The 12,094-nt window shown below is 60.7% G+C and carries 13 protein-coding genes; 8 read left to right on the forward strand and 5 right to left on the reverse strand.

The features are described 5' to 3' along the window. Position 1: 1 nt before the first annotated feature. The 5 genes from AACY30_RS05160 to AACY30_RS05180 form a co-directional block, all read right to left on the reverse strand. Positions 2–937: a glutathione S-transferase family protein gene (locus AACY30_RS05160; RefSeq protein WP_339539955.1), complete on the reverse strand. Its 936-nt coding sequence runs from the start codon at positions 935–937 to the stop codon at positions 2–4. A 75-nt stretch (positions 938–1,012) separates the two neighbouring features. Next, entirely contained in the window at positions 1,013–1,285 is a 273-nt protein-coding gene (locus AACY30_RS05165) for a GIY-YIG nuclease family protein (protein WP_339468590.1), read from the reverse strand. Between the two features lie 36 nt (positions 1,286–1,321). Next, a complete protein-coding gene (locus tag AACY30_RS05170; protein WP_339468589.1) occupies positions 1,322–1,792 on the reverse strand; it encodes a nuclear transport factor 2 family protein in 471 nt (156 codons plus the stop codon). A 464-nt stretch (positions 1,793–2,256) separates the two neighbouring features. Next, positions 2,257–2,892 (reverse strand): response regulator transcription factor, encoded by a 636-nt coding sequence (locus AACY30_RS05175; RefSeq protein ID WP_339468587.1) that lies wholly within the window; start codon positions 2,890–2,892, stop codon positions 2,257–2,259. 180 nt (positions 2,893–3,072) lie between these two features. Beyond that, positions 3,073–3,885: a response regulator gene (locus tag AACY30_RS05180; protein ID WP_339539956.1), complete on the reverse strand. Its 813-nt coding sequence runs from the start codon at positions 3,883–3,885 to the stop codon at positions 3,073–3,075. A 391-nt stretch (positions 3,886–4,276) separates the two neighbouring features. On the opposite strand from AACY30_RS05180, the gene AACY30_RS05185 reads away from it, so the two are divergent. The 8 genes from AACY30_RS05185 (at position 4,277) to AACY30_RS05220 (ending at position 12,094) form a co-directional block, all read left to right on the forward strand. Further along, on the forward strand, positions 4,277–4,906 hold the full coding sequence (locus AACY30_RS05185; protein ID WP_339539957.1) for a DUF1120 domain-containing protein: 630 nt from the start codon (positions 4,277–4,279) through the stop codon (positions 4,904–4,906). 94 nt (positions 4,907–5,000) lie between these two features. Next, positions 5,001–5,618, forward strand: coding sequence for a DUF1120 domain-containing protein (locus AACY30_RS05190; protein WP_339468582.1), 618 nt, complete (start codon positions 5,001–5,003; stop codon positions 5,616–5,618). A gap of 39 nt (positions 5,619–5,657) precedes the next feature. Then, complete coding sequence (locus AACY30_RS05195; RefSeq protein ID WP_339468581.1) at positions 5,658–6,281, forward strand: DUF1120 domain-containing protein; 624 nt, start codon at positions 5,658–5,660, stop codon at positions 6,279–6,281. An 82-nt stretch (positions 6,282–6,363) separates the two neighbouring features. After that, positions 6,364–6,990, forward strand: a complete 627-nt coding sequence (locus AACY30_RS05200; protein WP_339468580.1) for a DUF1120 domain-containing protein — start codon at positions 6,364–6,366, stop codon at positions 6,988–6,990. A gap of 2 nt (positions 6,991–6,992) precedes the next feature. Then, on the forward strand, positions 6,993–7,739 hold the full coding sequence (locus AACY30_RS05205) for a fimbria/pilus chaperone family protein (RefSeq protein WP_339468579.1): 747 nt from the start codon (positions 6,993–6,995) through the stop codon (positions 7,737–7,739). Between the two features lie 137 nt (positions 7,740–7,876). Next, a complete protein-coding gene (locus AACY30_RS05210; RefSeq protein ID WP_445261415.1) occupies positions 7,877–10,315 on the forward strand; it encodes a fimbria/pilus outer membrane usher protein in 2,439 nt (812 codons plus the stop codon). A gap of 11 nt (positions 10,316–10,326) precedes the next feature. Further along, positions 10,327–11,451, forward strand: a complete 1,125-nt coding sequence (locus AACY30_RS05215) for a DUF1120 domain-containing protein (RefSeq protein ID WP_339468577.1) — start codon at positions 10,327–10,329, stop codon at positions 11,449–11,451. A 10-nt stretch (positions 11,452–11,461) separates the two neighbouring features. Next, positions 11,462–12,094 carry a DUF1120 domain-containing protein gene (locus AACY30_RS05220; protein ID WP_339468575.1) on the forward strand — a complete coding sequence of 211 codons (633 nt, stop codon included), beginning with the start codon at positions 11,462–11,464 and terminating at the stop codon, positions 12,092–12,094.

Genomic DNA, 12,094 nt, shown 5'->3' on the forward strand with positions numbered 1-12,094 from the left:
CTTATTGCGCCTGAATGTGGAAACCGAAGCGTGGGAAATGCACATGCACGGTGCCCGCGCGTTCATCGGTACGCCTCAGGATCAGCTCTTCGCGGCCGGCAAATAGCAACTCGCCCGCCACGGGGTCAGTGCCATAGTCAGTTGCGCAAATGGTGACCTGCTGGCCTGGCTCGAAGCCGTTCAAGTCCTTGAACATTTCATGCGGCACTGCCGCCGGCGTCGCGCTGCGCGCCACGTCCAAGGCTTGCTCGGCGCTCATCTGAGTGGAAGCCCCATGGCCAAAACCCAGCACACGGTCCAGCCATGCAACAACGGAGGGATACCCATCCACCAAAGGCGCCGTCACCGAAGAGCCCTTAAGGAACCACAACGGGTGGGCCAGGGAGAAGTCGGCAATAGAAGGCTCACCGAACAGGAAGTCCCCCGACTGGTGCCGCAGTTGCTGATCAATGCGGCTGATGATCGCCGGCCATTGGTGCTTGGCCTGGTCCAGTTGCAGACGCGCCGCCGTGCCACCGCTGAACAGTTTGCTGCGATCCGCCACCAATACCTTGATCATTTCCGGCGGCACCTTGGCGAACTTGACCGCCAGGGATTCGGGCTGGAACACCAACGCAACCGAGTGGGCAAACACTACAGAATCAGCCCAGGCAGCGAAGCCTTGGGCGACCATTTCCAGGCCTTGGGGAAACAACGCAGGAGCGGCTTTTTCCTGTTCCAGACGACGCGCAATCATAGCGGTGTCACAGTAGATATCCGCGCCGACCTGCAACACTGGCGTCTTACGATAGCCGCCAGTGAGGGCAGTAAAGTCAGGCTTGGGCATCACCGGCGGGATCAACACCGAATGCCAGGACAAGCCCTTGAATCCCAGCAACAGGCGGGCTTTTTCAGCGAAGGGGGACTGCGGGTAGTGATGAAGAATCAACTCAGACATGCCAGATTCCGCTCTTGAAATGAGCCGCTAGCTTAGCCTGCAAAAACCCGATTAGGGGCGATGAGAGCCCATCAGTCAAATCAATGAGCCACTCGCCGCCAGGCATTCCTTGGCGCTCTTCTTCAACCTTTTGATCAGCCGCTCCTGACGCAACGCCTCGCCCTTGCTCGCGCACTGCTCGGTGTACACCAGCGCCACCGCCGGGCTGGACAGGAAAAACCGCGCGCCCCTGCCGCTCTGGTGAGCGGCAAAGCGGCGCACCGGGTCATTGCTGATGCCGCAGTACAGCGAGCCATTGGCGGCGCGCACCAGGTAGACAAACCAGGGTTTGGGTTCAGGCGTGGTCACGGGTGCATTCGGTAAGACCAAGGGATGCCAAGCTTATCAACGACTGGCCTGGAATGCCTTCAAGCCTTTGAGCGCCTGGGCGCGCACGGCGTTTTTCAGCGCCGGCGACCAGCCCAGCAACAGCCCCTTGACGCCCAGGGCCTGACGCGACCAGCGCCACAAGTCGAAGTGGTCGTGGTGCGCACAGATCTTGCCATCACGAAATACAAATCGCGCGCCGATATCGTTGACCACCGTATTGCCGGTAGCGCTGAACAGATACGTCGCGACCCAGTGAGCACTGCCGGTGGTTTCATCGCTGCGCACATTGTCGAAGGTCAGGGAGAAATCCTTGGCGCGGGTGGTGAGCATGCGCCACATGTCGCCGACATCACGGCCGTGCAACTCGCCGAAGGCCGGGTCGCTGAACACCACATCGTCGGTGTAGCAGGCCGCCATGGCTTGCGCGTCGAGGCGTTGAAACGCCTGGTAGAATCGGGTGATCAAGGCGTCGTGGGCATCACTCATGGGCAGGCTCCGCAGTTCGTTGTTATCAGGGCTGCACGATAGTCTGCACGTGAGAGGAAGGCTATGCCCATTTGCCACATAGATGAGGGCGGTGCGGTTAGAGGTAGACGATGTCCAGGGTAGCGCTGCCGTGGATGGGTATTTCTTGATCCTTGGGCAGCGGCGTCCGTAACAGGGTCGTAGTGGATGAACTACTCGCCGCTTATCGCTATTTTTATCGCGCCCCATGCAACAACAACCGCCACTGAGATCGGTAATTCATTCATTAACACCCTGATCACCAGCTTGCATCTTTATCGACAAACATAAGGCATATTTGTCCGCCAGACGGCTAAACAGTACGCCTCTGCAATTAAACGAGTGACTGAGGCGCCTACACTCTTTGCGCGAGAGCCTGCAATACTTTACAACGCCGCTATTGCACACCCAATACAACAATTACGAACCCTTCAACATTCGCCAAACTAAGGCACCATGCCGGTATCTCGTGCATACGCAAACAAGTCGACATCAGTCGAAATACACAACCGCTGCATCGCCGTACTCTTCTGTTTACTGATTGTCGAGATACTGCGATTAACCCGCGCAGCAATCTGGCTGACGGTCATGCCGCTGGCCAGCATGCGCACCACCTCCTGCTCCTTGCCGGAAAGCGTAGGCGCAGTGGTTGGCTGGGCCGAACATGCCTGGTCCAACTGAACGCGCAAACACTCACTGACAAAGGTGCGCCCCTGAGCCACGGTGTTAAGGGCCTGGGGCAATTCCCTGGCAGATGCGCTCTTGGCAACCACACCGCGCGCGCCATGGCCGAAGGCCGCCCGCAGCGTTGCGACATTGGCAAACATCGTCACCACGATCACCGGCAGATCCGGATAGGTGCGATTCAATAATCCCAACAGCCCATACCCGTCAGCCTGCTGGTTCCCGGGCATCGCGAAATCGGTGACGATCAGATCACACGGCACACGACTCACCAACTCCAACAGTTGATCCGGACCCTCGGCCTCACCCACTACTTTGTACTTGCCACTCGCCTCGATCACGACGCGTTGTCCAACACGAACTATAGGGTGATCGTCAGCAATAATAATGCGGATCATCGACTGCTCCATGATGGCAATTTGAGACCGGCAAAATACCGCGATAGTCTTTTTGCAACAATAGGTAATAAATCTCCAACTTTCGATTTAGTCCTGCATTTAAAGCCCCAACAAAAGCACCTACACAAATAAGAGAAAAGTAATACAGAAAAGTACTACGTAACAAAAGGATGTATTCCTTCAGAGATGACTTAGATAATCCAAATAACGCGCCACTTCATGGCGTAACGCATCCAAGGCCGTTCGGTTCAACGCCATGCCTGTTGAATGCACGCTGTTGATCAACGCCACCGTAGGTCCTTCCAATCCGGTTTCCCCGAGGAACGCCACACTGCCCACCAAGCGGTGCAAACATTGTGCGGCCATCCTGGCGTCCAGCGTCGCTTGCGCATGGATCAGCATTGCCAAGTCGGCATGAGCTTCCTGAATCAGACTGAACAGCATCGGCTCCACCACATCCCAGGAACCAAATGCCTCGATCAGGCTGGCGCGGCTAGGGAAAGTGCTGTTGTGCGCCACCGTCGAACCTGTTCGCGTCCCGGCGAAAGCCGCACATTGCGGCGGCGGTAGCCAACAACGCAAGGCGTCACGCAACTGCGCAAAACCGATGGGTTTGGGCAGCCATCCATCCATGCCGCATGCCACACAGAGGCGGGTTTCTTCCGGGCCCAGGCTGGCGGTCATCCCCAGCACCGTAATGGGCAGGCGACCTTCGGCGTGCTCGCGCTGGCGCAGTTCGCGGGTCATGGTGTAACCGTCCATGACTGGCATGCGGCAATCGCTGATCACGAGGTCGAAACGCTTGATCGCCAGCGCCTGTAATGCTTGCTCGCCATTACAGCAGCACTGATGGGCCACGCCGAGTTTTCCCAGTAGTGAGCCCAGCAGCAGGCGATAGGTGCAGTGGTCGTCCACCACCAACACCCGCACACGGGACCAAGGGTTCGCCAGGGCGTCTTCGGGCGCACCTAGGTCTGGAAAGTTGCCCGGCATAGAGCCCTCATCGAGAGCGATCAGTCCAACCGCCCAACCTGCGCGAGCAACACGTGGATCACAGCCGACTTGCTCGCAGCGAGACGATTACGCGAGTCCAAATGAAGGCGTTCAGGTAATCAAAGAGCGCGCAAAAGTATCCGAATGTATGGAAAACGGCGATACAACAAGTACGACAACCGACGCTCAAGCGCGAACTTTCAAGAAACAAGCCCTTTTGAAAGTGCCGACCTGTCATTCGTAATAGTTGCATTTCCTGTGTGGGGTCCCGGCGATACATTCTCTCCCGCTTTTCGCTGAAGCTGCGCATGCCCGAAAAAACCATAAACCCTTGGGCAACTTCACCGCGCGAATCTGTCCCCATGGCCCTTGCACAGGAAGACCAGCCGACATGAAAGACTCTCTCGCAGCCCTGACCGGCGCCCTGCTCATTGCCCACGCCAGTGTGTCAATGGCCGCCAGCACGGTGGACCTATCGGTCAAAGGGTCAATTACGCCGAGCGCCTGTACCCCCAGCATCAGCAATAACGGGCTGGTGGATCACGGCAAGATCTCGTTACAGGACCTCGAACCCACAGGGCCAACCGAACTGCCTAAAGCCGTCCTGAAACTGGGAATTGATTGCGAGGGCGCAAGTTTGTTCGCACTGGCGTCCGTAGACAATCGTGCTTCAACACCTGGCCCTTCTTCTAGTTGGGTCATGGGGCGTCTGACGCCAACAACGTGGATCGGTTCTTATTTCTTGACGATGCAAAACATCCTGACCGATGACCCTGCCGCCTATGCGATCTACTCCTTCGATAACGGCTCGACCTGGCTGTTCAATTCTGAACAGGACTTGCCGTCCAGCACGCTTATAGCGTTTGGCAACCAGACCTCAGGCATCAGAGCACCGGTCCACCTCACGAACGTTTCTCTAGACCTGTTAGTCGAGTCCTTCATCCACTCGAAAACGGATATTCCGACCGGCACAACGATAGCGCTGGACGGCTCAGCCACATTTGAACTGCGTTACCTGTGACCCCTCTCGATTGGAAATTTCCGCTGGGCGACCAACCCACGTTAGGCGCGCTTGCCTGCAGACCGACTGCGCGCCCTCACAAGGACATGTGCTTATGAACAAAAACGCTCTTGCCTTCCTGCTGGCGGCGTTTACGCCAGGCGCTTTCGCCGCCAGCAATACCGACCTGAATGTAACCGGGGCCATCACCCCCAGTTCATGCACGCCCCTGCTGTCGAATGGCGGCGTGATCGATCACGGCAAAATGACCGCCCGAGACCTGCAACCGACCAAGCCGACCCAGCTTGATCCGGCAGAAATGCGCCTGGAAGTGCAGTGCGAGGGAGAGACTTTTTTCACCCTGAGCACGGTGGATAACCGTGCGGGCAGCTCGGCGATCAACCCGGCGCACCATGGCTTGGGTACCACCCCTGAAGACCAGAAACTGGGCAGTGTGGCGTTCTCACTGTTTGACCCCGTGGCGGATGAAAACGCGGTAAACGTGATCATCTCGCGCAATGGCGGTGCCAGCTGGAGCCTCTCGCCCTATCTGGGCCACAAGGCGCTGACGTCGTTTGCCGCCGTGGGCGCGCCCCCCCACACGCCTATCGCGCTGAAAAAACTGAGCGCCAGGTTGCGCGCCTTCACCATCATCGTTCAATCCACCGACCTGACCCTGCTCGATGAAGTGCCCATCGACGGCCAGGCCACGCTGCAACTGAAGTACCTGTGAGCAGCCGTTTTTCAACTTTTCCCGCTAAGGAGCAATACCATGAACAAAAGCCTGAACCCCCTGCTTGCCGCTGTGCTGATCGCGAGCGCCGGTAATGCGCTCGCGGCCTCCAGCGTTGATTTAACCGTGAAGGGCCTGATCACGCCGAGCGCCTGTGAGCCGAGCTTGCCCAATGGTGGAAATGTCGATGTCGGCAAAATCTCCGCCAAGGATCTCAAGCTCGATGACATCACCAACTTGGGCGAATACCGCCTCCAACTGACCGTGACGTGCGACGCTGCAACCTTGATGGCGATTGAACCTCAGGACAACCGCGCAGGCTCCAGCTCTGACAACGTCCCGTCGCGCTTCGGCCTGGGCCTGATCAACGGTGCCGAGAAGCTCGGGTTCCTCGAGATGTGGCTCGAAGCTCCGCTCGCCGACGGCGTAGCCGGACGCATCATTGGCTCAACGGACGGCGGCACGACCTGGGTCCGGCAACCGACCCTGGCAACCGGCAACATTACATCGGTTGCCGACAACACGACCATGGCGCCGATTCCGGTCCAGGTGCTCACCACTGATTTGGCTGTCACGCCGTCCATCGCCCCCGCCAGCAGCCTGACCCTGCTCGACGAAGTGGCCATTGATGGCTCAGTCACCCTGACCGTCAAATACCTGTAATGGCACGCGGGCGCAACGCAATGCCTTGCGCCCATCGCCGTTTTCACAGATGGCCCCTTGACCAAGGCTCCAACACCCGACCATGAACATGCTCTCACGCCGTTTGATGCCGACTTTTCTTTGCCTGTGCGCTACCCCTGCCCTGTGCGCCTCATCGGTGGAGGTGACGTTGTCCGGCAGCATCATTCCCAGTGCCTGCACGCCGACGCTATCGCCCAGTGGCATTGTCGATCATGGGCGGGTTCCGGCCCGTTCCCTCAATGAACACGTGTTCACCCGATTGCCCAGCAAGCAACTGGACCTGCATGTGAGCTGCAACGAGCCGGTGCTGTTTGTGCTGGTAGGCGTGGACAACCGTGCTGATTCGTCAGTGGGGCCCGGCTTTTATTACGGCCTGGGCAACAACATTCATGCGCCCGATGAGCGCCTCGGCTCGGTATCTCTGGCCATCCATGAAGTGATGGCTGACGACCAGCCCGCGCTGGTGCTGGCCTCTAGTAATCAGGGCGAGACCTGGTTTCCGGAACCCAACGCCTACCCCGACAACTACATGGGCTTTGCGCCACCCGGCACCCTGATCCCGGAACCCCACCGCCTGGTCACTGCCACCTTGCAAATCGACACATCGATCAACGCCGCCGCCTACCTGACCCTCGACCAAGAGGTGCCGCTGGACGGCTCCATCGTGCTAGACCTGAGGTACCTGTAGTCATGTTCCCTCTTCCTTGTTTTGCAGTTTTCTCACGGGCCTTCAACGTCGTGCGTTATGCCTGCCTGTACCTCGGCGCGGTAGCGTTGTCCCTGTGGGGCCCAACGCTGGTGCTCGCCGACGGGATGGTGCCGGATACCTCAGTGGTGATCGTCAACGAAGCCGACGGCGAAGCCTCGGTGTCGGTGACCAACACCGATTCGAAGCTGGCGCTATTGCACGTGACCCTGGAGAACATTCCTGAAGACACCGCTTCGCGAGTGTTTGTTACCCCACCCTTGTCTCGGGTCGAACCCTCCAAGAGTCAGTTGATCCGCTTCATCCTGCAAACCCCCGAACCGTTGCAAACCCAACACCTGATGCGCGTCATTTTCGAGGGCATGCCCCAAGGCAAGACCGCAGGCCAGGCCGGGCATGCGCGGGTCGGCGTGACCGTGCGCCAGAACCTGCCAGTGATCTTGCATCCCAAAGGCCTGGCACCCAACCGCACGCCCTGGACCGGGCTGACCTGGAGCCTGCAAAACAGTCAACTGAGCGTGCATAACCCGACGCCCTACGTGGTGCGTCTGGCCCAGGAATTGAAGCTGCTGCCGGGCGATGGTTCGGCGCTGCTGCCACGCACTTACGTACTGCCGGGAGAGACCTTGAGCGTTGCTGCCAGCCAACCGACGGCCAGCACTGTGCAGCTGCAACCGGCCACCGTTTATGGCTTTGCCGTGGAACCCTACCAAGCACCGATCACCCTCTGATCGCAGCGCCGGGAGGACTGGTTCCCGGCGCCCTGATAACGAAGTGGCCTCACCGTGAAGGCCACCAGGAGCCTGCCCGCGCCAGGGAGTGGAACGGGAACGCCTCCATTATTTGAGTACGACTTGTGAGCACAGTAATGACTGATCGCGACGGCGAAGCCGAGCCTGGCGTTTCACTGCGCCGGGCGCGCCGTAGGTGGCTGGCGGGCCTGGCGCTGGCCCTCGGGACCACCCTGCCAGCGGCCAAACCATTGGCGGACGAGGTCGCCGGTTCGTTCGATCCGCAAACCTTGTCCCAGCGTGGCATCGACCCGACGCTGGCCAACCTGCTGCTGCAAGCACCGCGCTTCGCCGCCGGGCGCCATGCCCTCAATCTGAACGTCAACGGCCAGCGGCGCGGCCGGATCGACGTAGTGTTCAACGACCAGGGCGGGTTGTGTTTCAACCAGGCGCTGCTGGACGCAGGCAGCTTGAAAATGCCGGCTGACAATGCCGAATGCCATGACTTCCTCAGCACGTACCCGCAGACCGTGATCGAGCAAGACCCGGCCAGCCTCAGCCTGTCCCTGATCGTGCCGACCGAGGCCTTGCGCCCCGCCGTGCAAGATATCTCCGGCTACCAGACTGGCGGGTATGCCGGCGTGCTCAACTACGATGTCACCGGCCTGCAAAACGAGTACGGCGACGACAACAGCCGCTTCGCGTCGGCCAATACCGAGGTTGGCTTCAATGCCGGCGACTGGATCGTGCGCAGCCGCCAGGTGCGCACCTGGCAAGACAAAGTCTCGCGCACGACCCATCTGGACGCCTACGCCCAGCGCACCTTTGCCAAACAGCAGGCAGTGTTCCAGGCAGGACAGATCAACCTCTACAACCCGGTGCTGGCCGGTGCGCAAATCACCGGCGCCCAGGTGCTGACCGAAACCGCGCTGAAGGACCAGAACCAGGGCGCGACCATCACCGGCATCGCCAACAGCCCGGCGCAGGTGGAGATCCGCCAGAACGGTACGTTGATTCATTCCACCGTTGTGCCCGCCGGGCCGTTTTCCCTGACCGATGTGCGACGCCTTAACAGCCGCTCCGACGTGGAGGTGACGGTCAAGGAAACCACGGGTGAAGAACGCCGCTTCACGGTACCAGCCGCCATGCTAGGTCTGGGTTTGCCGGCGCCTGGTTACTCGGTGGCCGCCGGTCGCCTACGTAAAATCGGTGACGGCGAAGGTGCTGAACCCTGGGTGGTCAGTGGCGGCTGGAGCGGTGCGCTGCACCCGCAAGTCAGCGTCGGCGCCGGGGTGCTGGCGGCCGAAGACTATCGCGCAACCGGGCTGAACCTGGGGTGGTTGCCGTGGCAAGACGGCCAGTTTCAAGTCTCTACACAACTCGCCCAGGCCAGTCGCCCAGGCAATGAACGCGGCGTGCAAACCGACCTGTCGTGGTCGCAGCGCCTCACCGAGAGCTGGGCGATTACCACCGCCGGCTCTTGGCGCACGATGGGTTATCGCGACCTTGAGGACTCGACTTACGCCACTGACACCCGCGAACAACAACGCTCGCGCTACCGCGACCAACAAAGTGCCACGGCATCCTGGTCGCATCCTATGCTGGGGGCATTCAGTGCAGGGATCTCGCGCTCGTCGACCTTTACCGGCGACAACAGCAGCCGCGCGCTGGCGTCATGGGGTACCAGCTTTGGTCAGGTATCGGTATCGGCCAGCGCCGAATGGCAAGTCGGCGGCCGCCAGCAAAGCGATGACAGTGTCTACCTGAACATCAGCGTGCCCCTCGGTGAAAACCGCCGTGGCCGCGCATGGGCACGTCATGCCGGCGGCGAGCATCGCCTCGGCGTGGGCATCAACGAACAACTCAACGACCAACTGAGCTACCGCGTCGGCGTGGAACGCGACAGCCGCGACCGTGCGGTGGAGTCGTCCGTGGGTGTTTCGGCCTTGCCTTATTACAGCCAGTTGGACTTCAACTACACCCGCAACGACGCCGAGCGCTCCAGCTATCAAGGCGGCGCGCGCGGTGGGGTGGTGCTGCATGGCGATGGCCTGACGTTCTCGCCGTACCCGGTACGCGAAACATTTGCGGTGATGTCGGTGGGCGACATGGCCGGGATCAAGGTCAGCACCCCAAGCGGCCCCGTGTGGACCGACTGGCAAGGCCAGGCCGTGGTGCCGCAACTCAGCGCCTATGGCCGCAGCCCGGTGGAGGTGCACACCCGCTCGCTGCCGCGCAACGCTGATATCAGCAATGGCCTGGCCGTGCTTTCCGTCGGGCGTGGCGCGGTAGACAAGGTCGAATTTGGCGTAGCCCTGACCCGTCGTGCACTGCTCAACGTCACCACGAAGGATGGCCAACCACTGCCCCGTGGCGCCACCGTGACTACCGAGGACGGCGAGTTCGTGACGCTGGTGCAGGAAGGCAGCCAAGTGTTCCTGCCCGATGTGCTTGACGGTCGCCCGCTATGGATCAGTGCCCCCGGCCAACCCCGCTGTCGCCTGAGCTTTGAACTGCCCGAGAAAGGCGACCCCCAGGTGTACTACGAAACCGCGCCGGCGCGGTGCCAATCATGAGGACTTCTACCATGGGCCTGAAACCCGTCTTGCTCTCGCTTGGCTTGCTACTGGGCGCCAATGCCTGGGGCGATGAGTGCCAGCTGAGCCTAAGCGAAACCGTGTTGGATTTCGGACTGATGAACCGCGCTATCGCGTTGGTTCCAGCAGACGAACGCCTGCTTGGGGAACGGCGTTTAAGCCTGACCCTGAACTGCCCGACCCCCACTGACATGAGCCTGTTCTATCGCGGTATTGCAGCCGGTACCGAGCGTTTTCAGTTTACCTCGCGCGGCAGTTACAGCCTGCGGGCAAGCGATGCGTTACTCGACGGCCAGGCCGTCGAACTGGGCTTGCTTGCAGGCAGCGGCCAGCCTGCTCTCAGCACGGGCGCCACCCTGCGCTGGCGCCCGGAGCACGGCATCGTGCCGATGCGCGCCGGGGTGCCGGTCAGTGGGCGCAGCTTGTCGCTGCAGCTTGAGGCGAGTGCCTGGGCCAGTGAAGAGGCCTCGCGGGTCAGCGATGCCGTCACCTGGGAAACCAGCGGAGTGTTTGACGCGATCAGCACCGGACGCTCACGGGAACTGCGCCTGCAAGCGCGCTTCGCTCCGGCGGCTTGCACGCCGAGCCTGTCCAACGGCGGCACGGTGGATTTCGGCAAATTGTCGGTGATGGATTTGCACATGGACAAGGAAACCGCCCTGCCCGACCGACCGTTGGTGGTCAGCGTCGCGTGCGATGCCCCCACGGCCTTCACCTTGCGTTTGCAGGACAACCGCCAGGGCTCAGCGACCGGTCACAACGACGAAACCACCTACGGCCTGGGGCTCGATGCCAAGGGGCAAAAAATCGGACGCTACGCGGTGATCTTCGATCCCGCGCGCGCCACCGCCGATAGTTTTGCCCAGCTCTACCGTACCGATTCCCCGACCGTAAACGCTCCGTGGAGCAGTGCCAGCGCCAGCCCTTTGGCCATCGGCGCCAGCCGACACCTGGGGTTCAACGCGAGCGCCGGGACCACCAGTGGCCCCGCCGCCATTCAACAACTCAGCGCCACGGCGAGCCTGGAGGCGGTGCTTGCACCGTTGGGTTCACTGGACCTGGGCAGCGAGGTGCGCCTCGACGGCGCTGCCACGCTCGAACTCAACTATCTCTAAGAGGCGCTCCATGAAAAACCTTCTGATTCCACTGGCCGTTTTGTCGCTGTTTGCAGGCAGCTCACTCGCCCAGGCCGGGTCCTCCGTCGACCTGAAAGTCAACGGCAAGATCACCCCCAGCGCCTGTGAACCTGGCCTGTCCAATGGCGGCGTATACGAACTGGGCAAGATCCCCGCCAAGGGCTTGAATGTCGATCAACCGACGCCCCTTACGGCCAAGAGCCTGCAAATGACACTCACGTGCCAGGCATTGACGCTGGTGGCGATAAGGTCCGTGGACAATCGTCCAGGCTCTCATTACGAAAGCGACAACTTGCTCAGGTTCGGCCTGGGGCTGGTCAATGGCAACGAAAAGGTCGGAGGCATGGGGTTGAGCTTGGAGTCGATCGTGGCCGATGGTGCCCCGATGTATGGCATCGGCTCCGTGGGAACGACCGGTTGGGGGCCAACGCAAGTCCTGTCACCGGCATTCCTCACCTCATTCACCCACGACATAAGCACGCCGGGTATGGCACCGGCGCCGATCCAGCGACTGACCGCAGACGTGCTGATCGAACCCAAAATCGCCCCCGCAAACACCCTGACCCTGACCGGGGAAGTCCCCATCGACGGGTCGGCCACCCTCGACATCACCTACCTCTAG

It is taken from the genome of Pseudomonas sp. RA_5y_Pfl1_P24, assembly GCF_963970945.1.
In the GTDB taxonomy this organism is placed as follows: domain Bacteria; phylum Pseudomonadota; class Gammaproteobacteria; order Pseudomonadales; family Pseudomonadaceae; genus Aquipseudomonas; species Aquipseudomonas tritici.